General features: G+C 36.1%; 25 protein-coding genes. 16 read left to right on the top strand and 9 right to left on the bottom strand.

Going from position 1 to position 22658, the window contains the following annotated elements; translation table 11 throughout:
• The first annotated feature begins 11 nt into the window (after positions 1-11).
• From AC1VS3_RS06130 to AC1VS3_RS06115, 4 genes are all read left to right on the top strand, one after another.
• Positions 12-1214: an amidohydrolase gene (locus AC1VS3_RS06130; protein WP_008691114.1), complete on the top strand. Its 1203-nt coding sequence runs from the start codon at positions 12-14 to the stop codon at positions 1212-1214.
• The gene (gene gndA, locus AC1VS3_RS06125) at positions 1207-2607 is read left to right on the top strand and encodes an NADP-dependent phosphogluconate dehydrogenase (protein WP_008691117.1); all 1401 of its coding nucleotides are present in this window, start codon (positions 1207-1209) and stop codon (positions 2605-2607) included. Before AC1VS3_RS06130 ends, gndA begins: the two co-directional genes overlap by 8 nt.
• 449 nt (positions 2608-3056) lie before the next feature.
• Positions 3057-3494, top strand: a complete 438-nt coding sequence (locus AC1VS3_RS06120; RefSeq protein ID WP_008691119.1) for a GNAT family N-acetyltransferase — start codon at positions 3057-3059, stop codon at positions 3492-3494.
• Positions 3495-3720: 226 nt separating this feature from the next.
• Positions 3721-3936, top strand: a complete 216-nt coding sequence (locus tag AC1VS3_RS06115; RefSeq protein ID WP_008691121.1) for a GNAT family N-acetyltransferase — start codon at positions 3721-3723, stop codon at positions 3934-3936.
• A 199-nt stretch (positions 3937-4135) separates the two neighbouring features.
• Here AC1VS3_RS06115 and AC1VS3_RS06110 read toward each other — a convergent pair whose 3' ends face one another.
• From AC1VS3_RS06110 to AC1VS3_RS06095, 4 genes are all read right to left on the bottom strand, one after another.
• Positions 4136-5395 (bottom strand): replication-associated recombination protein A, encoded by a 1260-nt coding sequence (locus AC1VS3_RS06110; RefSeq protein WP_008691122.1) that lies wholly within the window; start codon positions 5393-5395, stop codon positions 4136-4138.
• Positions 5396-5466: 71 nt separating this feature from the next.
• Positions 5467-6024: a manganese efflux pump MntP gene (locus tag AC1VS3_RS06105; protein ID WP_008691123.1), complete on the bottom strand. Its 558-nt coding sequence runs from the start codon at positions 6022-6024 to the stop codon at positions 5467-5469.
• Positions 6025-6206: 182 nt separating this feature from the next.
• A complete protein-coding gene (locus AC1VS3_RS06100; RefSeq protein WP_008691124.1) occupies positions 6207-7025 on the bottom strand; it encodes a DUF6612 family protein in 819 nt (272 codons plus the stop codon).
• Between the two features lie 57 nt (positions 7026-7082).
• Positions 7083-7868, bottom strand: a complete 786-nt coding sequence (locus tag AC1VS3_RS06095) for a hypothetical protein (RefSeq protein WP_008691125.1) — start codon at positions 7866-7868, stop codon at positions 7083-7085.
• A 282-nt stretch (positions 7869-8150) separates the two neighbouring features.
• On the opposite strand from AC1VS3_RS06095, the gene ispF reads away from it, so the two are divergent.
• The 3 genes from ispF to rbr all read left to right on the top strand — a co-directional run bounded on the left by ispF (position 8151) and on the right by rbr (position 10425).
• Positions 8151-8627 carry a 2-C-methyl-D-erythritol 2,4-cyclodiphosphate synthase gene (gene ispF, locus AC1VS3_RS06090; protein WP_008691126.1) on the top strand — a complete coding sequence of 159 codons (477 nt, stop codon included), beginning with the start codon at positions 8151-8153 and terminating at the stop codon, positions 8625-8627.
• 809 nt (positions 8628-9436) lie between these two features.
• Entirely contained in the window at positions 9437-9829 is a 393-nt protein-coding gene (locus tag AC1VS3_RS06085) for a Fur family transcriptional regulator (RefSeq protein WP_008691127.1), read from the top strand.
• 56 nt (positions 9830-9885) lie between these two features.
• Positions 9886-10425 (top strand): rubrerythrin, encoded by a 540-nt coding sequence (gene rbr / locus AC1VS3_RS06080; protein WP_008691128.1) that lies wholly within the window; start codon positions 9886-9888, stop codon positions 10423-10425.
• Positions 10426-10802: 377 nt separating this feature from the next.
• Here the strand turns inward: rbr and AC1VS3_RS06075 are convergent, their stop codons facing one another.
• The gene (locus tag AC1VS3_RS06075) at positions 10803-11465 is read right to left on the bottom strand and encodes an HAD family hydrolase (protein ID WP_008691129.1); all 663 of its coding nucleotides are present in this window, start codon (positions 11463-11465) and stop codon (positions 10803-10805) included.
• Between the two features lie 152 nt (positions 11466-11617).
• On the opposite strand from AC1VS3_RS06075, the gene AC1VS3_RS06070 reads away from it, so the two are divergent.
• From AC1VS3_RS06070 to AC1VS3_RS06060, 3 genes are all read left to right on the top strand, one after another.
• Entirely contained in the window at positions 11618-12937 is a 1320-nt protein-coding gene (locus AC1VS3_RS06070) for an Mbeg1-like protein (protein WP_008691130.1), read from the top strand.
• 50 nt (positions 12938-12987) lie between these two features.
• Complete coding sequence (locus AC1VS3_RS06065) at positions 12988-13542, top strand: PadR family transcriptional regulator (protein ID WP_008691134.1); 555 nt, start codon at positions 12988-12990, stop codon at positions 13540-13542.
• Between the two features lie 138 nt (positions 13543-13680).
• Entirely contained in the window at positions 13681-13980 is a 300-nt protein-coding gene (locus tag AC1VS3_RS06060) for a hypothetical protein (protein WP_008691135.1), read from the top strand.
• A 147-nt stretch (positions 13981-14127) separates the two neighbouring features.
• Here the strand turns inward: AC1VS3_RS06060 and AC1VS3_RS06055 are convergent, their stop codons facing one another.
• Complete coding sequence (locus tag AC1VS3_RS06055; protein ID WP_008691136.1) at positions 14128-15294, bottom strand: IS110 family RNA-guided transposase; 1167 nt, start codon at positions 15292-15294, stop codon at positions 14128-14130.
• Between the two features lie 280 nt (positions 15295-15574).
• Between AC1VS3_RS06055 and AC1VS3_RS06050 the strand changes: the two genes are divergently transcribed.
• A complete protein-coding gene (locus AC1VS3_RS06050; protein ID WP_008691137.1) occupies positions 15575-16039 on the top strand; it encodes an S-ribosylhomocysteine lyase in 465 nt (154 codons plus the stop codon).
• Between the two features lie 130 nt (positions 16040-16169).
• Here the strand turns inward: AC1VS3_RS06050 and AC1VS3_RS06045 are convergent, their stop codons facing one another.
• Both AC1VS3_RS06045 and AC1VS3_RS06040 read right to left on the bottom strand, forming a co-directional pair.
• Complete coding sequence (locus AC1VS3_RS06045) at positions 16170-16535, bottom strand: DUF6483 family protein (protein ID WP_008691143.1); 366 nt, start codon at positions 16533-16535, stop codon at positions 16170-16172.
• Entirely contained in the window at positions 16532-17515 is a 984-nt protein-coding gene (locus tag AC1VS3_RS06040) for a Gfo/Idh/MocA family protein (RefSeq protein WP_008691144.1), read from the bottom strand. The genes AC1VS3_RS06045 and AC1VS3_RS06040 overlap by 4 nt, the downstream gene beginning before the upstream one ends.
• A gap of 125 nt (positions 17516-17640) precedes the next feature.
• Here AC1VS3_RS06040 and AC1VS3_RS06035 point away from each other — a divergent pair, with 125 nt between their 5' ends.
• Both AC1VS3_RS06035 and AC1VS3_RS06030 read left to right on the top strand, forming a co-directional pair.
• A complete protein-coding gene (locus tag AC1VS3_RS06035; protein WP_008691145.1) occupies positions 17641-18432 on the top strand; it encodes a Tim44 domain-containing protein in 792 nt (263 codons plus the stop codon).
• A complete protein-coding gene (locus tag AC1VS3_RS06030) occupies positions 18392-18796 on the top strand; it encodes a (deoxy)nucleoside triphosphate pyrophosphohydrolase (protein ID WP_008691146.1) in 405 nt (134 codons plus the stop codon). Before AC1VS3_RS06035 ends, AC1VS3_RS06030 begins: the two co-directional genes overlap by 41 nt.
• 134 nt (positions 18797-18930) lie before the next feature.
• On the opposite strand, the gene AC1VS3_RS06025 is transcribed toward AC1VS3_RS06030, so the two are convergent.
• On the bottom strand, positions 18931-19662 hold the full coding sequence (locus AC1VS3_RS06025) for a CPBP family intramembrane glutamic endopeptidase (RefSeq protein WP_008691147.1): 732 nt from the start codon (positions 19660-19662) through the stop codon (positions 18931-18933).
• Between the two features lie 174 nt (positions 19663-19836).
• On the opposite strand from AC1VS3_RS06025, the gene AC1VS3_RS06020 reads away from it, so the two are divergent.
• The 3 genes from AC1VS3_RS06020 (at position 19837) to AC1VS3_RS06010 (ending at position 22589) form a co-directional block, all read left to right on the top strand.
• A complete protein-coding gene (locus tag AC1VS3_RS06020; protein ID WP_008691148.1) occupies positions 19837-21132 on the top strand; it encodes an HD domain-containing protein in 1296 nt (431 codons plus the stop codon).
• Positions 21133-21249: 117 nt separating this feature from the next.
• Positions 21250-21582, top strand: a complete 333-nt coding sequence (locus AC1VS3_RS06015) for a PTS sugar transporter subunit IIA (protein ID WP_008691149.1) — start codon at positions 21250-21252, stop codon at positions 21580-21582.
• A 221-nt stretch (positions 21583-21803) separates the two neighbouring features.
• Complete coding sequence (locus tag AC1VS3_RS06010) at positions 21804-22589, top strand: Cof-type HAD-IIB family hydrolase (protein ID WP_008691150.1); 786 nt, start codon at positions 21804-21806, stop codon at positions 22587-22589.
• Positions 22590-22658: the final 69 nt, after the last annotated feature.

Below are 22658 nucleotides of genomic sequence, written 5' to 3'. Positions count from 1 at the left end.
GGGGGACATTCATGGAACGTAAAGACATAAAGCAGCTCTGTGATGAAAGTGTAGAGGAGAACTTAGAACATCTTTCTAATATCGCTAGTTATCTTTACATGAATCCGGAAATTGCTTTTCAGGAACATAAGGCGTGCAAGGTATTATGTCGTGAATTAAGAGAACAAGGCTTTACGGTACAGGAAAAAGCAGGCGGTTTAGATACCGCCTTCCATGCCGTATATAAAAAAGGAGAAGGCTTGCGTATTGGAGTAATCGCCGAATATGATGCATTAGCCGATATCGGACATGCTTGTGGTCACCAGTTGATTGCGACAAGTGCAATGGGAGCTGCGCTGGCAGTCAAAAAGGTGTTGGATGAAAGTAATCTATGTGGCAGCATTGAAGTCTTTGGTACACCGGCAGAAGAAGAAGGCGGTGGCAAGATCATCATGCTGGATAATCATGTATTTGATGGTGTAGATGTGTTATATTTCATGCATCCGACAAGTGCTATTACTAGAATCGGCGGTGAATGTGCAAGTTTTACAGATTTTATAATTGAGTATCATGGAAAAAGCGCTCATGCGGAAAGCCATCCCGAAAATGGAATCAATGCTTTGGATGCAGCTGTCTTATTCTATCAAGGAATAGGTCTGTTGCGTCAGCAATTAAAGGATGATATTCATATCTGTTGTATCTTACCAAAAACCAATCAGGATATCGGCCGAATCAGCGATTATACTAAGGTAGAAGTAGAAATCTCCACCATGCATGTGGCAGATATCGCAAAAACCAGAGAAAAGATTTATCAAATGGCAGAAGGAATGGCCATGGCTACAGGATGTAAGGTTCACTATAAAGAAATTCCCGGCTATTTAGGCAGAACCCCCAATGCCATTTTAGGAGATCTTTTAAAAGCGGAACTTACCTATTTAAAAGAGCCATTGATGGAAGGAATGCCAGCTGATAAAGGTGGAGAAGATTTAGGTAATGTATCGCGCGTGATTCCTGCCTGCAATTTGTTTATGACGTTATTGCCTGAACGTAAGATCAGTGGACATACCGAAGAATTTCGCGAATTAGCAAATGGAGAAGCAGGAAGACGTTGTTTAAAAATCAGTGCAATCGCGATGGCAAGGGCAATTGTAGAAATCTTGTTAGAACCTACGATCGCCGCAAAAGCCAAAGCCGAATTACAACAGCGTATCGCTGATGAGGTGGCTTATGCATAAACAGATTGGATTGTATGGATTAGGTGTGATGGGACAATCGTTGGCTCGTAATATTGCCAATAAAGGGTTTTCCATCAGTGTCTTTAATATTGAAACAGATGTGACAAAAGCTTGTTGTCAAAAATATCCATTGTTACATGGCTATGAAAATATCGCAGATTTTGTGGATAGTTTAGAAAAACCACGTAAGATCTTATTGATGGTGACAGCGGGAAAAGTTGTGGATAGCGTAATTTCTTCCTTAGTTCCGCTTTTGAGTCAAGGCGATATTCTTATGGATTGTGGGAATTCTTTCTTCCTTGATACAGAACGTCGGCAGCAGGAATTAAAAGAAGTCGGTATCCGTTATATTGGCTGTGGTGTATCCGGTGGCGAAAAAGGGGCATTAGAGGGGCCAAGCATTATGCCCGGTGGAGATCGTAAGGCATATGCAGAAGTGGCTAGCATCGTAACCGCAATGGCTGCACAAAATGATGATGGATCTGCTTGCTGTACTTATATCGGGGAAAAAGGTGCCGGGCATTTTGTTAAGATGGTTCATAATGGTATTGAATATGCGGATATGCAATTAATTGCGGAAAGTTATGCATTGTTAAAGAACTATTATCAGCAGGATATGAAAAAGATCCAAATGGCATTTCATCGTCTCGCACAAGGCCCATTAAATTCTTATCTGATGGATATCACTTGTGATATTTTACGTCGTAAGGACGATAAAAAGGAAGGCTGGTTAGTAAATTATGTCAGTGATGTTGCCAGACAGAAAGGGACGGGGAAATGGACAAGTCAGATTTCCTTTGATTATAGTGTGGCAATACCAAGTCTTACCGAAGCAGTTCAGACACGTTTTCTATCTATGAACCATGTGGAACGTACCCAGGCATCTGCCTTATATCCGCATGCATCCTGTAAGATGGAAATAACAGAAGAAGCTTTCTTACAGATGTTAGAAAAAGCCATGTTAGCAGCGAAAATGAGCATCTATGCCCAAGGCTTTTCCTTAATCACGAGTGTATCAAGACAGAAAGAATATCATATTGATTGCATTGCCTTAGCAAATATTTGGCAAAATGGCTGTATCATCAAATCGGCTTTTCTAAAGGATATCATGCAGGCATTTAAAGAAGCATGTGCTTATGATAATCTGATCTTATCAAGTGTTTATCAGAAAAAGCTGGCAGAAACGCGACACGATTTACAAAATCTGGTAAGTATGGGTGTTTTACAATCCCTGCATCTTCCCATCTTTACAAGTGCCTTACAATACATGCAAGGGATTACCTGTGCCGCTTTGCCGACAAATCTAATCCAGGCACAGCGTGACTGCTTTGGTGCACACACCTATGAAAGAACAGATGCGCAGGGAAGTTTTCATAGCGATTGGCAAGCGTAATCATCGTAAAGAGGCTGTAGGACAATGTTCAGTGATACAATTGTCGTAACACCTCTTTTTTATATAGGTATAAAATATCGCGAAGTAAGCAGTTTTCAATAGCAGAAAAAAATGTCATTGCTGAAATACGCATGCTATAATGGTTTTAAAAACGGATGGAGATATGCAGTGAATAAAACGGGATAAATTAAATATAAAAGACTTTCAGTTGTATACATCTTCTTGATAAGAACATGGAAAGCACTTCACCGTTACCTACCATCTGCATACGATAAAAGAGTATACGTATTGAAAATCTGGACATACTATAGAAACTATACAATGAGCTTGCGATTTAATAAAACGTAGCATTTAAAAGATACACAAAAAGTGAAAGATTTTGTTACAAAGTTCTATGTTCTATGATAGACTATAAGTGATTTGCACAAAGAAGGAAAGGAAGGAATTGTATGGAAAATTATGTAATCCGAAGAATTACCACAAACGATTACCATGACATCCATGAATTAAACCTTAAACTAGGTTATGCATACGATGAGGAGAAAGTGGCAGAACGTATTCAAAACATATTGGATGCCGGCATTGACTTGATTCTAGTCGCAGAGCTTGAGGGAAAAGTAGTCGGCTATGTTCATGGAACACCTTATGGAACACTGTATTCTGATAATCTTGTCAGTATCATTCAAATGGTATTCACGAATGAAACTAGAGAAAATAAGGAAATGACAAGTGAAATTATTAAAGAGTTTGAAAAGGTTGTAAAACGTAATGGTTATCATGGTATCCGCATGGCAGCTGATATTGATCGTAAGGTGCTATATGAAATCATGATGGAAAATGGTTATGAGAATAAACGAGATCTGAAACACTACATCAAATATTTCTAGGATGGATCCAAAGGTTCATCTTTTTTTGGTATTAATCCAAAAAATTACGGCTTGAATTAGATAAACAAGAGAAGCGAAACAATGTGCAAACATAAATTATGAGTATTAACAACCAAGATACTGTTTGAAAATATCACAGCAGGATTTTAACATAACACAAATAGTATTTTATGATGTAAAATGGGATGCAGTTAAAGAAAAGTTTAATTTGAGGAGTTAAAAGTAAATGAATACACCTATCTTAAAAACAGAACGTTTGATTTTGCGAAAATTTACGGAAGCAGATATCGAAGCTCTTTTCCTTATCCTAAAAGATGAAGAAGTTAACAGATTTTTGCTTTGGTATCCGGTAAAAAACATGGCAGAAATAAAGACGTTTTATAAAGAAAGATATGGGGAAAATATAAACAACCACAAGCCTATGCTTATGCAATTTGCTTAAAAAACGAAAATTTCCCCATTGCCATAAGAATGAATCCGAAAATTAAAAGATATATCCTATCTTTTTCTTCATAGGGCGTCTTTATATGTATAAGGGCATTACCTCATTCCTTTATGTTATACGCAAGATATCTCTAGACTTAATTAAGACTAACCATCATCTTATAAAGTACTTTTTAAGATTTAAATCCTTTTTCATCTTATCGTTTTTTCTTTAAGGCTGCTAAATTACTTGTACGTTTTACCTTTCGTAATTTTTCTAAATTCTGCGCAAGAACTTTTTCATAAGAAGAATTCATCTGTGGATGATAGAATTGGGTATCCTTTAAAGCATCCGGAAGATATTGAATCTGATTCCAGATATCACTGCGATTATAATCATATTGATCCTCTTCCTTCATATTTACAGGGGTAAAGCGAAGATAATCCGGTACTTTATAAGAAGTATGGCGCAATACTGACATGGCAGCATCAATGGCACTTTCCGCACTTTTGGATTTAGGCGATAAACAAAGATCAATGATGGCCATTGCTAATGGAATCCTTCCTTCAGGAAAGCCAACACGCTTAGCCGCATCAATTGCCTGCACACAGCGGGCAACTGCCGCAGGATTGCCTAAACCGATATCTTCATATGCCGTAACAAGTAATCTTCTTTCAATACTATCCATATCATTTGCCTCAATCATGATACCAAGGTAATATAATGCGGCATCCACATCGCTGCCACGTATGGATTTTTGAAATCCACTTAAAATATCATAATAGCCATCTCCATCGCTATCCATGCTCATGTTTGGTATTTGCGAGAATTGCTCTACTAAAGCCTTACTAATACAACCGTCACTAGCGATAGCACAGATTTCCAATATATTTAAAGCATAGCGGATGTCTCCGTTACTGTGGCGAGAAATGATATGCAAAGCATCCTCTTCAATTGTAATTTCATTATTTAAACCTTTCGGTGATTGCAGAGCTTTGCATAATGCTTCTTCAATATCTGTCTGCGACAGTGCTTTAACTTCAAATAAATGACAACGAGAACGTATAGCAGGATTGATGGCATGCAATGGATTACTGGTGGTTGCGCCAATCAAGGTAATATTGCCATTTTCTACATGTGGCAATAATAAGTCCTGTTTATCTTTATTTAAACGATGTACTTCGTCTACAATTAAAATAAGCCCCGGATATAAGCGGGCTTCCGCAAAAATTTGTTCCAATTCTTTTTTGTTGCCGGTTACAGCATTAAACAAACGATAAGGTAGTTCTAGTTCATTTGCTAATACCATGGCCAAAGTTGTTTTCCCTGTTCCCGGAGGACCATAAAATATCATAGAGAAGATACGTTTCGCAGCTAAGCATTTACGAAGGACGTTTCCTTCTCCGATTAAATGTTTTTGCCCGATGATTTCTTCTATTTTTTGCGGTCGCATGCGAAAGGCTAAAGGTTCCTGCATTATGATCACTTCACTTTCTATCTTATTTTATCATGGATATGGATGGACATGCCAACTATTAATGAAACGAATTATAGGGTGTGTTCAATTACGATCTTAATACCGATCAATAGTAAGATAATACCACCTAAGATACCGGCATATTTTTCAAGCAGGCCGCCCATAAAATGTCCGATAAACACCGCTAGAAAACTTAATACAAAGGTCGTGATGCCAATTATGACGATTGCTAAGACGATATCTACTTCCAACAAGGCAAAGCTAATGCCCACAGCCAGCGCATCAATGCTGGTGGCAATCGCAAGAATCAGAATCGTCTGTAGAGATAAAGATGCGTCTTGTTGATCGAGGTCAGGATGGAGAGCTTCTCTAATCATATTGATGCCGATGATTGCCAGTAAACCAAAGGCAATCCAATGATCAAAAGAGGCGATGATTTCCTGAAAGTAACTGCCAGCAAGCCATCCAAGCAAGGGCATCAAGGCCTGAAACATCCCGAAGAATACAGCGAGGATTAAGGCATAACGAAGGACTTCATGCTTTTTCATCGTCATACCTTTGGCGATGCTTACAGCGAAGGCATCCATACTCAAACCGATACCTATGAAAAATACAGAAATTAAACTCATATTTCATACCTCCAAAGAAAAAAAGACTTAGGCGCAAGAAAATCTTACGTATAAGTCTCGTTGTTTAATACTTAAGCCAGATTCAATACCTGAATCATCATGTTGACTTAACTACTCATCATGAGCCAACTACTCCCTTAACGGTGGCTAAATCATATCAGAAATTGAACAGAAATGCAATGTTAAATTGTATTACCAGTTGTATTTCCAAAGTCTGTTAAGAAATTTTCAGCATTAAAATCAGCTTTGGGATAATCTTTAAAAGAAGGCATTTTGATATCCGTCACTTGATTTGGTTTTGCAATATGCATCGTTACTTCAGCTTTCATAGGCATAGACTGTTTATCGGCAATAATATTCATATCCATATGGATAACAATAGATTCCAACATCTTATCCTTAGCTACGACAAGATCTGCTTCATACTTATCTAATTTGGCATCAAAATTTCCATTTTGTAATTGCTTGTTTGTCTTTTTTGCACTTTTTAAAGCATTTTGCATTGTTTTATCATTAAATACGGCATGTAAGTGATATTTACCATCTTGTTCTTTCATTGATAATTCTTTAAATTGATCCTTTGTACCAACATTTAAACTATTAGGCATCTCTTTTTCTAAGGCAGCAATTACGGGCTTTAGATTATATGCAATTTTTTCCTGATTCATCATATTCATATAAAACATATTCTTGTTTACATATAGCTGCAAGAAATCATCCATTTTCACACCACTCATAGCCGCTCCGAAATTTGCGGCAAGTTGCAATTGTTTCTCTGCATTGTACAGCATATCTGCCGTCACTTTCATATGCATATTCATATCATCTGCATCAAATAGCATTTTCATTTTTATATCTGCGCTTTTCAGCTCTTCCATCTTCTTTACCGTATCTTGATACACTTGGAATGCTTCATCACTTACTTTACTGCTACAGCCACTCATGCTAAAACCAAATGTCAGCATCAGTATTACGAGAACTACTTTCCATCCTTTTTTCATTTCACTAACCTCCTTTTTAAAAGAGGATCATTACTTAAGCAATGACCCTGTTAGATGTTATTTTTTCTTTTCTGGATAAGTCTTTAAATCCGCTGGGAATTTAACCTGTTGGTTCTTACCAACGTTTTTAAATTCCATAGACAGTTTAATATTTGCCTCTTCTTCTTTATCATTGGCTTTCTGAGTCATGTTAAAGTTCATATCAGCTTTACGGAACTGTCCGTTTTCTAATTTAACGACTAGTTTAACTTCTTTAATGGTAGCATCTTTTACATTCGCCACGCTATTGCCGGCTACATTTGCGTTAACAGAAGCTAAAGAATTTAAATTGTCTTTCAATTCTTTATTCAATTTTTCCTTATCGAATACTAATGTCAGTGTATCACCTTTGATACTTGCTTCTTCTAGATATTCTTTCATTTTATCCTTAGGAATTTTTAACGTATCCTTATCTAAGGATATACTAGGTATCTGGTTCATAGTGTCTTTAATGGCTTCTTTTTCTTTCTGAAGTCCCATCATATTCGTATAGACATAATTTGAATCCATATACATCGTTACATAGTCATCAATCTTCTGTCCGGATGCAGATAAATCAAGACCTAAAGAAAACTGTGGTTTGCTTGATTCAAAATTGTAGGTGCCATCAATTCCAGCTTTCACCATTTGACCACTGGCGCTGACTTCCATTTGGATATCATAATCCGCTGACTTCATTTCCGTTACATTCTGAATAGCAGTTTCCAGTGCATCTAAAGCTTTATCATCAACCTTAGAACCGCTGCAAGCGCTCATAGAGAACAGAACGCCAACACTTAATAAGAGTGCTGTTAATTTTTTCATTTACTTTTTCCCTCGTTTCTTTCTTCTTAATACAATATTATATTAGCATAAGAAGGCGCGAAAGTGTATTCATTTTCCAAAGAAAATCCATGGTTTTTTATCTTTACTGTTACAAGTTTGTGATTAAGTAAGATGTGTTATGCAATATAATGAAAAGTGATTTTATATACTTGAGATCTATCGTATCTACATATGCGTACATAAGATGTGATTTCTTACAACGTGAATTGAAAAACGGAAGGAATTAGGGTATGCTAAGATGAGTAAAGGATAGGTGAGCATATGTTTCGTATAGGACAATCCAGTGATATTCATCAACTGATACAGGGTAGAAAGTTAATATTGGGTGGTGTGGAAATTGACCATGAAAGAGGATTGCTAGGTCATTCTGATGCAGATGCCCTTTTGCATGCTATTGCCGAAAGCATTTTGGGTGCTTTGGCTTTAGGAGATTTAGGGAAGCATTTTCCTGATACAGCAAAGGAATATAAGGATATGAATTCTTTATGGATGTTGCAGGAAGTATACAAGATCATGGATAAGCAGGGTTATAAAATCAATAATTTGGATGCTCTTATCATGATTGAGCGACCAAAGATGGCTCCCCACATTGTGAAAATGCGTGAGAATGTGGCTGCTGCTTTACATTGTGATATTGATCAAGTAAGCATCAAAGCTACCAGAGGTGAAAAAATGGGGTTTATTGGTAGAGAAGAAGGCGTCTTAGCACAATGTATCGTACTTTTAATTAAAAAATAGAATTTATCAATGTTGATGAAAGGAACTGCCTTTTCAGACATTGTTTTTTATTGATTAGCGAACTATCAAGGAGTTGGAAAGAGCTTAGGCTGTGGAAGTATGTACAAGTTTATGCTGATGAAGGTTCATACGATTCGTCTGTGATGTTGATGAACAATCTTTTTTTGCTAAACTGGCAAACAAAAATTTGATAAACATCGTCCATTCACTCATAACGATGAAACTTTTAATAGTGCTTTCTCTTTACCTTATGGCTAAGATAAAGAAGAAAAGTGGATATTTTTCATAATTAAAATAATCAATTATGCTGATTTTCCTTGTTAAAGTTAGATAGAATTTGTGTAGTAGATAGTAAAAGAAGATTTTATTTTATGAATGAGAAAAAAATGGTTAAAAATATGTTTTTTGGGAAATGATAAATGACAAAGCATAGATAATTATATGTATAGCAATTGCTATAGTATTTTTTTATTGCTTTTTAGATATGTATAGTTATTGTTAAAGTGAAAAGATATGCTGAACATCAATATACAGAAAAACATTATCTGCTTAGACAAATAAAACAATGAAGATACGGTATGAATAGATTGACTTAATAATAAATTATAAATCTAAAGACTTACATATTAATTTAAGTTGAAAATAACGTAGAAATTCGTCTGAGGTTGTAAGGGAAAGCTATATTATTTTTAGGAAACTGATCTTTTCTAAAAATAAGAATATTTCTTAATTTTATTCTTAAAAAGTGTTGACAATGATAAACCTAAGAGCTATAATGAGAACGGTTCTTAAGAAAGGAGGCTGTTCCAATGAAACGTAAATCATCAAAACAGCGCGATATGATATTAAATTATCTTAAAACGATTGATGGACATGTAACAGCCGAAGAAGTTTTCAAGAACATGAATGAGGATGGTAATAAAATAAGTCTGGCAACCGTCTATCGTAATCTGAATATTCTGGTGGAAATGAATGAAATTAAAAAGATTGCCCATCCTGTAGAAGGATATCAGTATGATAAGACAAGTCATCCCCATTATCATCTGCATTGTGTAAGATGTGATCGTATTCTTGATTTAGATATTCCATATATGGATGAATGGAATCATCAAATGGAAGCACAGACAGGTCTTTTGATACGCACGCATAACATGATGGCAGAAGGTATTTGTAAAGACTGTTTAAAGAAAGAAAAACAGTAGTGGTATTTAAGCGATACTTTCGCTTAAAGATAAAAGTTAAATAGGAGGAAAAAAACATGGAATTAAAAGGATCTAAAACAGAACAGAATTTGATGGCAGCATTCGCAGGAGAAAGTCAGGCACGTAACAAGTATACTTACTATGCGCAGATGGCTCGTGAAGAAGGTATGGAACAGATTGCAGATATCTTTGAAGAAACTGCACGTAATGAACAGGAACATGCAAAATTGTGGTTTAAGGCTCTGCACGGTGATAAAGTACCTACAACGGCAGTAAATCTGGAAGATGCAGCTGCTGGTGAAAACTATGAGTGGACAGATATGTATAAGAACTTTGCCGAAACAGCAAAAGCTGAAGGCTTTGCTAAAATTGCTTTCCAGATGGAGCAGGTAGCAAAAATTGAAAAACATCATGAAGAAAGATACTTAAAACTGTTGGAAAACGTGAAAAACGGTAAAGTATTTGAAAAAGAAGAACCAACCGTTTGGATCTGCGACATCTGTGGATACCGTCATGAAGGTACAGCAGCTCCTAAGGCTTGCCCAGTTTGCGGATACTCTGGAGCACATTTCGCTGAAGAAGCAACAAACTACTAATCATGAAATAGGACATATCTATGCGGGTATGTCTTTTTTCTTATGGTCGTTTGTAAGCAAGGGAAACGTAGATACAGGACAACTAAAAGTGTGTGATAAATAATTAAATTACCAATTATATGTATATTAACTATAAAAAAAGGCCTGTCTTAAGAAAGTAAAGACAGGCTGTTGCATATAATAAAAAAGTGTTGATGCTATCAATCTGGGGGAAGATACACTGACTTGCCATATGGGTGGGGGAAGAAAAAGCAAGTCAGGCGATAGCACCAACATGTATAATATAACGTATTTGTTTATAGAAATCAATAAAATTTGTAACAATTTTTAAATTCTGACAGAATCTTTTGATAAAGCTGGAAATTCATGGCATGTACTTATTTTAACAGGCTATAATCAAATTTCATGAAATCCTGAATGACCGTATTTACTCCCGGCAACTGTTTGTATTCCGCTACTTTATCTAAAGTGGTAATTGCGATGATCTTTGCGACATGACAACGATATGCAAAGTCAATACCGCTTAAGGAATCTTCAAAAACGAGACATTCTTCAATGGGCACATCAATGCGGGATGCACCATCTTGAAACATTGTAATTTTATTTGTATGTAAACCATCATCATACACAATCTTATCTACATCAAACCAGCGATCTAAGTGGAAACTGGAGATAAAGAAATCGATATTATCTTTAATTGAGGCACTGCAGATCGTCATTGGTATGTGCCTTTGTTTTAAGGTGTCTAGTACTTCCTCTAAACCGTCTACCAAATGGAAGGTAGCTGGATCATTACGGCATACCTCACGATACAGGGCTTCCTTGGAAAGCGAGAGGTTTTTGCTCTCTTCTTCACTCAAATGATCTCCCATTAACATTTCAATAATACGTTTATTTGTCTGTCCGTGCATGTGATCCAATTCATCGTCCGTAATCGGTTTATTGCGATACTTTAAGGAAAAGGTGTTCCATGCCTTTTTATGCATGGGGCCATCAAAAAACATTGTTCCGTTAAAATCAAATAATATTCCCTTTATCATGTACTATCCTCTCTCTTTCCCTTTTATTTTAGCTGACCTTGGCAAAACGTCAAGAAAAATTATCAGTAGTATATCATAAACAAGATAGGTACGCACTTGCATTTAAAAGGAAAACCTTTATAATAAAGAAAACCTGAAAGGGGTGATTGCTCATGCTGCAGGAAGAAGTGTTTTTTGATTTATCATTATTATCCTATTTTAATAGCTATGGTACAGGTATTCGTGTTGCGGATATGATACGTAGGATTTTAGCGGATACATCACTTGTAGAAGATTATGGACATTTAGCTGATTTTCGTTTAAATCTAGCATTATTAAAAAGTATTTCCCTAGAACATTATGAAACGATGCGGGTACGGGAATATTTTGATGATAATGCGAACAGTGGTGTTGTCTATTATATCTTTGAAACGGATGAAGAACTAATCTTTGCTTTTCGTGGCAGTGAGGCTTTTGACGATATTCGTCATGAAACCGGTTGGCAGGATTGGATGGACAATTTTCGCATGTTTTTAAAGGAACCAACGTATCAACAAATCTTTACACTTCATTGTTTGCATACGACACAAATCACAAAGCCATTTTATCTGTGCGGTCACTCCAAAGGAGGGAATCTTGCCTTATATTGTGCATTGACGATGCGTCAAGATTTACAAGAGTTGTTATTAGGCGTTGTCAGCTTTAATGCACCGGGTATCACGAAAGATATTTTTAACCTGTATCAGGAGCGTATTGAAGATAGTGAGTTTCAAAGAAAATTATTAATATTTGAAAATGAAAATGATTGTATATCATCTTTCTTTGAACATATGAAAGAACCATATTATATACGTTCTACATTTCCTTGTGGGACGATGGAAGAACTATATCATAATCATAATCTTTATGCTATGCAGGAATTTCGTCATAATGCATTTCTGTTGGCCGAAAAGAAAACGGCAGTTCCTAAAGTTGTCTATCATTTTGTGAATGATTTTTTTGTGAATTTGAAAGAAGAGCGTTTGCATAAATTAGTTGCCAGAATGGATGATTATTTTGAAAGTGGTTTATCCATGTCAGAATTGTATCGTGTATTGATCTATCATATCAGTAAATATACATCTTTATTCGAAGATATCGATTATGAGGAAATAAAGACGATTACTTTTCAAGATTTAATCGAGCGTAGAAAAACTAAGCAGTTGTTAGAAAAAGTAAAAGGATTACAGCCGAAAGATGCTTTGCGTAAGGCTTATGATGTAGTAGGAAATTTATCAGCGATCAATAAGCTAAATGAGCTAGATATTTCTCAGATAACCCAAGGGTTTATTCATAATTATGAGCTTTTGATGAATAAGACAACACAAAACTTACAGGATCTGCTGACACAAAATAATGAGCGTATTCTCCAAGCGATGCGCTCTATCCGCAATCGTTCCGCACAAGAAATAAAAGAACAAAACGAGAAAGAGGAAGACTTGCAAAGTGACTGAAAGTATAGTATTCTAATTATGGAATATAGACAACAGAAAGAAGGAATACAATGCCTTTAAAACATGCAATCTTAGGTTTGTTGAATTATGCGGATATGACAGGGTATGACATTGATCGTTATTTTAAATCCAGCATTGCCTTTTTTTGGCATGCGCAGACCTCACAGATTTATAAAGAGCTGACGACATTAACAGATAAGAATTGGGTAGACTCAGATATCGTGTATCAGAGTGATAAACCGAATAAGAAGGTGTTTCATATCACGGAGGAAGGAAAACTCGAATTGCATCGCTGGCTGGCAGATGCAGAGCTATCTGATATTATGAAATATAAAAACCCTTTATTGATTAAAATCTTCTTTTCCAGTGAGATTGATATTGACCAGACCATGCGTTTACTTGAAAAATATATACGTGAATGCTCGGAGGTCATTGATCATATGAATGAGGATTTAAATAAGATACCTGATTTTGAGGCACAGATTCATAAAGATAACGAATCTTTTTATTGGGGGATGACGATGACCTATGGATTTATGTATTATCAGAATGAAATTAAGTGGGCGAATTGGTGTATTGATAAATTAAAAGAAAAGATTTCTTGATCAAAGTGGTGCATGCACATGCATAGAAAGCAAATCCTTGAATTTCAAAGAATTTTTGACACAGCGTGAAAACGTGCTATAATAGCCTTGTAATTACCATATGAAAACAAAGATATGAAGGCAAAGGAGCGTGGAAATATGGAAACGAAGAAGTGGGAAAAACAACAATACTTAGATGTACTTCAAGATAAAAAATGGGAAGCACATAACAAGCAGTGGTTATATATCGAAGTTAACGCAAAAGATTTACTAGAAGAATGTGAACCGGGCATGAAAAATCAGAATGTTTGCTGTAAGGCAATGCTGGAAAGCATGTTAGAGGGTGATGGCTTTATCGTAGAGCCAAAAAATAAAAGTAAATGTGCGGCAAGTCTGACCATTCGCTATTACGTTGATAATCTGAGTCCTGAAAGACGTAAGTATTCTGAAGTAAATTAAGAGTAAAGAAAGCTGTTCTGCAGCTTTCTTTTTAAAGGAGCTAACTATTAAGAAGTCAAGCCTTTTTGAAAAAGATTGAAAAAGCATGATAAAAACAAGTGCTGGTAAAAGCACAAAAATTGATCTTTGAAAATTAGATAAAATTGACTAGTAAAGAAAGGTTGGGTCGAATGATTCTCCAGTAAGTTCTAAATGATAAATCACACGTAGAAGTTTCTTAACGACATGTGATTGTGCTACACGGTAATTCTTTCCTTCATGAAGTTTCTTATAAAAGAATTCACGGAAAGTTATGTTATGAATAACTAGATAAGGGACTGCATTAAAAAGGACATAGCGCAATTGAGAAGAACCGTGTTTTACCATTTTGCCTTTATGAGAAGATGTTCCAGATTGGTAAATGGCAGGCTCTACTCCACAAAAAGCGCAAAGCTGTTTCGGATTACTAAATTTTGAGAAGTCACCAAATTCACCGAGAATAGTCGCAGCACTAAGCGTACTGATTCCCGGAATCGTATCAATAGGAGAACGCAGTTCTTCCATGATAGCTAAGATTTCCTTTTCAATGCTTTCTATTTGCCGTTCAAGAGTATTTACGATTTGAAGTGCAGAGGAAAGAATAAGATCATTGTAGTTAAAATGATGCCCAATCGTATGTTTTGCTAAATCACGAAGTTCTTCAAAACTAGAAGTTGGAATGCGACGAGATTTATTATGTAATAAAACACAGTCTTGATGAGTTAAACGTTTCATACGATCCACTGTTTTATATTTGTTTAAAAGAAATAAAGCAGTATCACTAAGTTTGTTATGAAAGAAAGCTTTAAATTCAGGGAATTCCACATCAAGAACATTTGTGATAATAACGTATTGGTCGCTGCGAGAACGAATCAGCTTATTTCTTGTACGAGATAGTTGCTTTAAAGCCTGAGTGTGGTATGATGAATACAGATAGGTTCTAGAAGCACCTGTGGATAGATATAAAGCGATGATACGAGCGTCAATTTTATCTGTTTTGGTTTTTCGATTGGAAAGTGAATCATGAAATCTTTTCACTAGTAATGGGTTGAATTCATGAAAGTCATAGCCAATGGAAGAGAGAAAGAGTTTTAAATTCTTTCCGTAAATACCAGTTGCTTCTAGGCCTATCTTTATTTGTTGGGAATGATCAAGATGGTCTAAAGCAGACTGAAGTTCTTTGAATCCAGTATTTGAATTATCAAATGAAAAAGATTCAAGGACAGTAACACCTTCAGAAGTGCAGATGTAACAGTCGTGTTTGTACTTGGCAATATCAATGCCTACGTAATACATGATGAAATACCTCCTTTTGAAGTAAGGGCTGTTGGTGATCACAGTTGTTTATTCGGACCTAATCTTGTACGAAATAAAACATCAAGTGTTATCTAACTAATCAAAGTTTGTAAATAAAAACTGTGGTCTGATTCTCCTTTAAATGGTCTACGCCACAAAAAAATAGATACAAATCCACAGCCCTAAGCTAATTATATAGCTTAATGAATTCCCAAGAAAGGAAGATATTATTTAATTACCTGTTTCTTGGTTAATTAAATAATACAAGATAAGGATAGATATGGAAAAAATAACAAGTTTCTGTGTAAATCATGATATATTGCCAAAAGGCATGTATATTTCACGTGTCGATGGGGATATCATCACCTATGATTTGCGAATGGTTGTCCCTAATGGTGGAATATATTTGGAGAATGACGGTTTACATACCTTTGAGCATTTATTTGCGACTTATGTACGCAACAGTGCATATGCAGATGAGATTATCTATGCCGGACCAATGGGGTGTCGTACCGGATTTTATTTTTTAGTACGTGATAAAATGACGAAGGCAGAAGCGATTGCCCTTGTTCAAAAGACCATGCAATTCATCAGTAGTTATGAAGGTGCTATACCGGGAGCCCAAGAATCAAAAGAGTGTGGAAACTATTTGAATCATGATTTAACGAAAGCTAAAACGATTGCAAAGGAGTATTTAGAAGTCATTAAGGATTGGCACATCGAGCAGTTAACATATCCTCAATAATCAAACAAAAGCATGTTGTGGGAAACAGCATGCTTTTGATTATCTATTGATAATTAATTAAATGTAATAATCATGGATATCATGATACAGGAAGGTAGATGGTATATAAACTTTGCTTAGATCATGGCAGTTACAGTTCTATCCCATATTGCTTAGTAATAAAGTTCAAATCACTATATAGCTGATCTTTGGAATAGCCATGTGCACGCAGTTCACTGTCTTCTTTTGCGTTTACATAATCAAAGAAAGCCAAGGCTGTTTTCAAATATTCCAGATTCTTATCTGTGAAATGCTCAACTAAATAGTTCATGGCTTGGGCATAATTGTCTTCTTGGATGAGCTGGTAAATAGTATGATAATAAACTTTTGTCTCTTCGTCCTTTAATTCTTCTTCGGCCGTGATTTCTTCAGAGGCCTTGTGGAAAAACATCATGCGAAGCATTTTTGTCATGGAAGAGATTTGCCGCATCATCCAATCGTTTTCAAAGACACTCATGCGATATGATCCGCATCAAATATGATGCCGCCATCCTTACGTGCTGCTTCATAAACTTCCATTACCGTTCGGGAATACTCCAGCTTTTGGTAACAGGTAGTATAATCCTGTTCCGTAAAAAGGCGATTGAATTCTTTTACCTCATAGTACAATGCGATATCGTTTTGCGGCAATGTCAGATTTTCTTCTTTGCCATCCTTATAAATTTTTAATACCGCACATTTACTTGTTTCTGATTCTACAACAGCATAGCCCTTTTCTCCTTGAATCTGCGCCATGCAGCGACTTCTAGTATCTTTTGCCCCAACGCATACAGATGTAAAGCCATCATATTTTAAAATTGCTACCCCACTGGTGTCGATTCCACGCTGGATAGTTGGGAAATACTGTACGGCGTTAGGTTTGCCAAATAAACCAATCGTAAAATGTAGATTATAAATATTAATATCGGATAAAGCACCGCCTGAAAAGGCTGGGCTAAAGACATTTGGAGTCTCACCAGCCAAAAACTTATCATAACGACTGGAATATTGAGAAAAATTACACTGTACCATGCGAATGGTTCCCAGCTCAGGTAATTTCTCTTTCAGCGTTAGATAGTTTGGCATATGGGAAGTTACGATTGCCTCGAATAAAAATAAGTGATGTTCTCTTGCATAGGTATCTAAGATTCGAAATTCTCGACAATTAGAAGTAAATGGTTTTTCACAAATGACATGTTTACCATGTTGCATCGCCTGTAAGCTATATTGAAAATGTAAGCTGTTTGGTGAAGCTACATAAACAAAATCAATATCCTCACGATTTAACATTGCTTCTAAATCTTCATAGATGTCTTTGATGTCATACTTATCTGCAAGGTTTTGTGCATGCTCTTTCTTCCGGGTATACATGGCAACACATGTAACACCTTCATTTTGCTTAACAGCATCTAAAAACCAGTCAACAATGAATCCGGTACCGATGGTAGCTACTTTCATGATGAAATCCTCCTCTTTGTATAGTATAAATATATCACAAACCTAAAAGATAATGAAGGAGCATCGTTGGAAGTTATTGTAATTGTTAATGATTTTTGTATAATGTAGATAAGGAGAAAAAGGATATGAAAAAAGCATGGTTGGTATTTACCTGTCTGTTGCTTTGTATGATGACGACAATCCCTGTCTGTGCGCGAGCAGGTGGGGGTGGAAGCAGTGGCTCTGGAGGAGGCGGAGGTTCTTATGATGGGAGCCATACAAGCAGTAAATATAACAGCGAAGACAATGGTAACAGTTTTGGCGGTATACTTCATATCACCCTCATACTGTTACTTACTAGCGGAAGCTATCTTGTTTATCGCAGTAAAGTATTCAAGAAAAGCAGACAGAGCAAAAAGTTGTTAAAAGAAATAGATGATTTAGATGCTATTTGGGATGAAGACCATATTTATGAAAGAGTAGAAGAAATATTTTATGCTGTTCAAAATGCTTGGACAACAAAAAGCCTAGAAGAACTTCAACCATACTTAAGTGATGCTTTAATGGAGAATTGGAAAACAAAACTCGATTGGATGGATATTCGCAGGGAGCGGAATATCTTAGAAAATATTCAATTGTTATCGCGTTCCATTGTAGGTATCTATGATGACATAGATGATCGTAAAGATATGGTTTGGTTCTATATAGAAGGTAAGATGATTGATTATACGATTCATGAGGATGATGGCAGCTTGCTTGATGGTGATAAGCAAGCACATTCTTTTGTGGAATTCTGGAAGTTGATTCGCAAGGATGATGAATTTTATCTTGATGAGATACGTCAAAAAGCAGAAATGAATGTACAGGATTTTGTGAATTTCAGTGAGGAATTAGGAAATGAAAACAATGGAAATCGTATGCGGCATCCTTCACGATGAAGATGGCTATTTGATTGCACGCAGAGGAAAAGGGATACATGAAAATATCTGGGAGTTTCCCGGTGGCAAGGTAGAAAATGGCGAAACGAAGGAAGAAGCAATTTTACGTGAGTTAAAAGAAGAACTGAATCTAACCTGTCAGGTGGAAGGTTATTTGACAAGTATCGATGATGTGCGTGAAGATGTCGTGTTACATGTACATGCATATAGATGTAAGGTAATATGTGGAGAAATGAAGTTGCGCGTGCATCATGAGGTATGCAAAGTAAGGTTAGATGAAATTTATGCGTATCCATTCGAAAAAGCAGATGCCCCGATCTTAGAAGCTTTGCGAGTATATGAAGGGAAAAGTGAGGAAAGCTAGTGTGATGCAGAGGGTGCTTGTTCTATAAGGAAAATAAAAGAACTGTTGTGGCAGTTCTTTTATTTAACTAATGGATTTTATATAGAGAAGGACTAGCTTTAGCAAGGAATCTTGGACAAGCAGAAGCAATGCTTTTATCTTTCTTCATAGGATGAAGATACTGTTGTCTTTTTGCTTGTATTCTTTCGTTTTCTGTATTTTAGAAACTGTTCTAGTAACAACACTGCGGCTATGTAAATAAAAAGAGGGAATGCAATCCTATAGTTTAGATCCCATAAAGCATGGCAGAAAATAGCGAGCCATAAAGAATGTGTTCTTTCAAATAAACATATGAAAATAACGGAAATTAGAATGCTTAACACCACAAACCCAAAGATGTCATTTGTATGGCCGCTCATAAGCACAGGAAGGTGTGCAGCAGTAAATAAGATACAACTCATAAGCCCGGCAAAACCCTTACCGCGCTTTGTTTTAAAGGTTGTATACACAATACCGCGATACATGATTTCTTCCCATACCCCGGTCATAAGTAGATACTCGACAACGGTATAAATAAAGCTTGCAGAATCTATGGTTAGATCGCTTGCTAGCAGAAAATAGATAAATATAGAAACTGCGATATACACGATAAGTCCAATAATAGGGGGCCAGAGCATTTGTAAATTCAGCCATTGTTTCATTTCCTTACGATAACAAGTAAAAGCCAGTAAAAGAATAGGCAGATAAGAAATTAAAGAAATACCGAATGACACGAATAAAGATTGCGATGTGGTATTGATAAATAGATAACGGAAAGCGGTAAGCCAACCGATGTACATAAGACAAAAAATAAAGACACTCTTTTCTTTCTTCAAAATTTGTTTCATAATTCTGCCTCCTATATATAAAGAAGATCGTGATATAATAGTTATAGTGTATCATTAAAAAAAGAAAAGATAAAGCTAGCCAATAGTTTATGCAGCATCTAAATAATAAAACATCTCCTCCATATGCATTAGAATATAGTATAATATATATAATCATAGAAAAGAGGGAACCGTATGCAAAAAACATCTGAAACAAAGGTCTTGCGTGATCCGGTTCATGGCTATATTCATGTGGATCTACAAGTCGTATGGGATTGTATCAATGCCAGAGAAATGCAGCGCTTACGTCGCATTCATCAACTTGGCGGTGATTTTCAAGTTTATCATACTGCAGAACATTCCCGTTTTTCACACTCTTTGGGGGTATATGAAATCGTTCGAAGAATGGTGTATGAAATTGACAGCATTGCAGAATCTTTAAGTGAATATGGCAAAGCAGTTGTTATGCTGGCCGGTTTGTTGCATGATATCGGTCATGGCCCATTTTCTCATGCCTTTGAGGATATTTCTCCCCTTAAGCATGAGGAATATACGGTTAAGATCATTTTAGAAGACAGTGAAATTCATCGCATTTTAGCCAATTGTGATCCCGAATTACCGAATGATGTTGCCAGCATCATTCGGTATGAGAACCCCAAAGAATGTCTAAATCAAATTGTCAGTGGACAACTGGATGCGGATCGTATGGATTACTTATTACGAGATGCTTACTTTACAGGGACAAGCTATGGGAAATTTGATTTAGAGCGCATTCTTAGAACTATTCGTTTAAAGGATGAACGTATTGTAGTAAAACAAAGTGGCATCCACAGTGTGGAAGATTATATCATGGCACGTTATCATATGTATTGGCAAGTATATTTACATCCGGTGGCACGCAGTTATGAGGCATTATTATCAATCATGTTTCAAAGGATGAAGGATGTTGCTAAAAAAGATCCGGATGTTTTGCGTGAAGTTTCGATGTTTCATCCCTTTTTGTTTAAAAAAGAACCTGATATTGAAGATCTCTACCAGATGGATGAACCAGCTGCCTTTTATGGTTTTTCCCGTTTATTGTATTGCGGTGATGAAATTTTGTGTGACATTGCATATCGTATCTTGAATCGTAAATTATTCGCTTATAAAACAATTGAAAGTGAAAAGGATTATACAGCAATCTGTGATAAAGTAGCGGCAATGGGATATGATCCTACTTATTATGTATATCGCGATGCAGTATCTCAGCGCCCTTACTCACCTTATTCTATTCAGGATAATCCTCATAATATTTTAGTATTACAAGAAGATGGCAGTATTAAAGAATTGAGTGAAGCAAGTGAAATCGTCAAAGCTTTAACAAGAGCTGATTTAAAGGAAGAACACAAAATTTATTATCCGATTGAACATTTAGCCAATGAAGATGTTCGTATTAAGACGAAAACACACAAAGATTATAAGGAATCCACCATCTGGCAATTATCAGAATAAGGTGTGACTCTTACAAGATAACGGTTACAAATTTAGCAATTTTACGATTTTCTAGTGAATTCAGATAAGGGATATGGTACAATGAATAAACAGAAAACATGAATGGAGATGAATGCGATGCAACCATCTGAATTAGATATCCTGGAAATCATTTCATCTGTAGGACAGGCACGAAGTTTTTACATTGAGGCTATTCAGGAAGCAAAAAGTAAAAATTATGAGGGATGCAATGAGCTTGTGCGTAAAGGAAATGAAATGTATGCGAAAGGTCATCGGATTCATCAACTCATGATCCAAGAGGAAGCAGGGGGCAACCATGTAGAGGTAAATTTATTATTGACCCATGCGCAAGACCAGCTTATGAGTGCTGAGAGCTTTAAGATTCTCTGTGACGAATTTGTGGATACCTATCGTCGTCTCGATGAATTAGAAACACAAATCCATCGTTAAAGATAAATCGTTGGAAGCCTTGTTTAGAAGCTAGAATCATAAAAATATACAGAAGTAGATAGGCGTGCTGCTTCTGTTTTTTTATTCTTAATATTTATGGTACGGTTATCAAGTGTTTATGCCTTTTGCCTCACAAAAGGTTTTCAACAGCGTTCCCTCAACACTTGAGAAAGCGAAAGGTCTGTGTTAAAATGCTCTCAGGAAATAACAGGAGATATGTAATGAAGAAAAAAGCGCTATTTTTTGATTATGATGGTACACTCATTTCTGATGAAACACATACGATACCCAAGAGTGCACGCAAAGTATTGAATAAATTGAAAGATAAAGGATATTTATTGTTTTTGAACACGGGAAGAACAAAAGCAATCCTTGACCCAATCATATCTGAATTGGATTTTGACGGACAAATCTTAGGTTGCGGCAGTTATATCGAATACCATGATAAAGTGCTGTATGATGTGGATGTTGATAAGCAATTATATGAGGCAATCATCCAAAAGGTTGCTGCGTGTCATGTCGATGCCTTCTTTGAGGGAACGCATGCTTTATATATGACACATGGCATTCAATCACCTAGATTATTAAATTTGTTGGAGCGTTATCATGATGCCAATATGGTGATGAAGTCCGTAGATGATTTGGAAGATGATTTTGTGAAGATGTTTGTCAGTTATCAGGATTTGGATAAGGAACAGGAATTTCATGATTTTATCATCCAAAACTTTGAATATATTGACCGTGGGCAGCATTGTGCAGAGTTGATTTTAAAAGGTCATTCTAAGGCAACCGGGATTCAATTCATTATGGATAAGCTGAATATTGATATTGAAAACTGTTATGTGTTCGGTGATAGTAATAATGATTTAGCAATGTTTCGTTTTGTGGAAAACAGTGCTTTGTTAGGCAACGCCAATGAGCATCTCCATGAAGAAGTCATGCATGTATGCAGTGATGTAGATCATGATGGTTTAATGGAAGCTGTCAATGCTTTTCAATTATTATAAAGAGCAATCGTAAAGTGATACGATTCTCAAAAGTAGACAGTACAAATAATTAAAACGTACTGAATACAG

Source organism: Longicatena sp. (assembly GCF_982403165.1).
Note: the sequence above shows the minus strand (reverse complement) of the source record. Positions and strands in the feature narration are given on the sequence as shown.

What these genes read in the sequence shown, in the direction of transcription:
- AC1VS3_RS06045 (WP_008691143.1), bottom strand. Translation starts at nt 16,535, where the DNA reads ATGAGTGTCTTTGAAAACGATTGGATGATGCGGCAAATCTCTTCCATG.
- AC1VS3_RS06020 (WP_008691148.1), top strand. Translation starts at nt 19,837, where the DNA reads ATGCAAAAAACATCTGAAACAAAGGTCTTGCGTGATCCGGTTCATGGC.
- AC1VS3_RS06075 (WP_008691129.1), bottom strand. Translation starts at nt 11,465, where the DNA reads ATGATAAAGGGAATATTATTTGATTTTAACGGAACAATGTTTTTTGAT.
- AC1VS3_RS06035 (WP_008691145.1), top strand. Translation starts at nt 17,641, where the DNA reads ATGAAAAAAGCATGGTTGGTATTTACCTGTCTGTTGCTTTGTATGATG.
- AC1VS3_RS06065 (WP_008691134.1), top strand. Translation starts at nt 12,988, where the DNA reads ATGCCTTTAAAACATGCAATCTTAGGTTTGTTGAATTATGCGGATATG.
- AC1VS3_RS06050 (WP_008691137.1), top strand. Translation starts at nt 15,575, where the DNA reads ATGGAAAAAATAACAAGTTTCTGTGTAAATCATGATATATTGCCAAAA.
- AC1VS3_RS06100 (WP_008691124.1), bottom strand. Translation starts at nt 7,025, where the DNA reads ATGAAAAAAGGATGGAAAGTAGTTCTCGTAATACTGATGCTGACATTT.
- AC1VS3_RS06105 (WP_008691123.1), bottom strand. Translation starts at nt 6,024, where the DNA reads ATGAGTTTAATTTCTGTATTTTTCATAGGTATCGGTTTGAGTATGGAT.
- AC1VS3_RS06060 (WP_008691135.1), top strand. Translation starts at nt 13,681, where the DNA reads ATGGAAACGAAGAAGTGGGAAAAACAACAATACTTAGATGTACTTCAA.
- AC1VS3_RS06130 (WP_008691114.1), top strand. Translation starts at nt 12, where the DNA reads ATGGAACGTAAAGACATAAAGCAGCTCTGTGATGAAAGTGTAGAGGAG.
- AC1VS3_RS06055 (WP_008691136.1), bottom strand. Translation starts at nt 15,294, where the DNA reads ATGTATTACGTAGGCATTGATATTGCCAAGTACAAACACGACTGTTAC.
- AC1VS3_RS06095 (WP_008691125.1), bottom strand. Translation starts at nt 7,868, where the DNA reads ATGAAAAAATTAACAGCACTCTTATTAAGTGTTGGCGTTCTGTTCTCT.
- AC1VS3_RS06015 (WP_008691149.1), top strand. Translation starts at nt 21,250, where the DNA reads ATGCAACCATCTGAATTAGATATCCTGGAAATCATTTCATCTGTAGGA.
- ispF (WP_008691126.1), top strand. Translation starts at nt 8,151, where the DNA reads ATGTTTCGTATAGGACAATCCAGTGATATTCATCAACTGATACAGGGT.
- AC1VS3_RS06070 (WP_008691130.1), top strand. Translation starts at nt 11,618, where the DNA reads ATGCTGCAGGAAGAAGTGTTTTTTGATTTATCATTATTATCCTATTTT.
- AC1VS3_RS06115 (WP_008691121.1), top strand. Translation starts at nt 3,721, where the DNA reads ATGAATACACCTATCTTAAAAACAGAACGTTTGATTTTGCGAAAATTT.
- AC1VS3_RS06110 (WP_008691122.1), bottom strand. Translation starts at nt 5,395, where the DNA reads ATGCAGGAACCTTTAGCCTTTCGCATGCGACCGCAAAAAATAGAAGAA.
- AC1VS3_RS06025 (WP_008691147.1), bottom strand. Translation starts at nt 19,662, where the DNA reads ATGAAACAAATTTTGAAGAAAGAAAAGAGTGTCTTTATTTTTTGTCTT.
- AC1VS3_RS06120 (WP_008691119.1), top strand. Translation starts at nt 3,057, where the DNA reads ATGGAAAATTATGTAATCCGAAGAATTACCACAAACGATTACCATGAC.
- AC1VS3_RS06085 (WP_008691127.1), top strand. Translation starts at nt 9,437, where the DNA reads ATGAAACGTAAATCATCAAAACAGCGCGATATGATATTAAATTATCTT.
- gndA (WP_008691117.1), top strand. Translation starts at nt 1,207, where the DNA reads ATGCATAAACAGATTGGATTGTATGGATTAGGTGTGATGGGACAATCG.
- AC1VS3_RS06010 (WP_008691150.1), top strand. Translation starts at nt 21,804, where the DNA reads ATGAAGAAAAAAGCGCTATTTTTTGATTATGATGGTACACTCATTTCT.
- AC1VS3_RS06040 (WP_008691144.1), bottom strand. Translation starts at nt 17,515, where the DNA reads ATGAAAGTAGCTACCATCGGTACCGGATTCATTGTTGACTGGTTTTTA.
- rbr (WP_008691128.1), top strand. Translation starts at nt 9,886, where the DNA reads ATGGAATTAAAAGGATCTAAAACAGAACAGAATTTGATGGCAGCATTC.
- AC1VS3_RS06030 (WP_008691146.1), top strand. Translation starts at nt 18,392, where the DNA reads ATGAAAACAATGGAAATCGTATGCGGCATCCTTCACGATGAAGATGGC.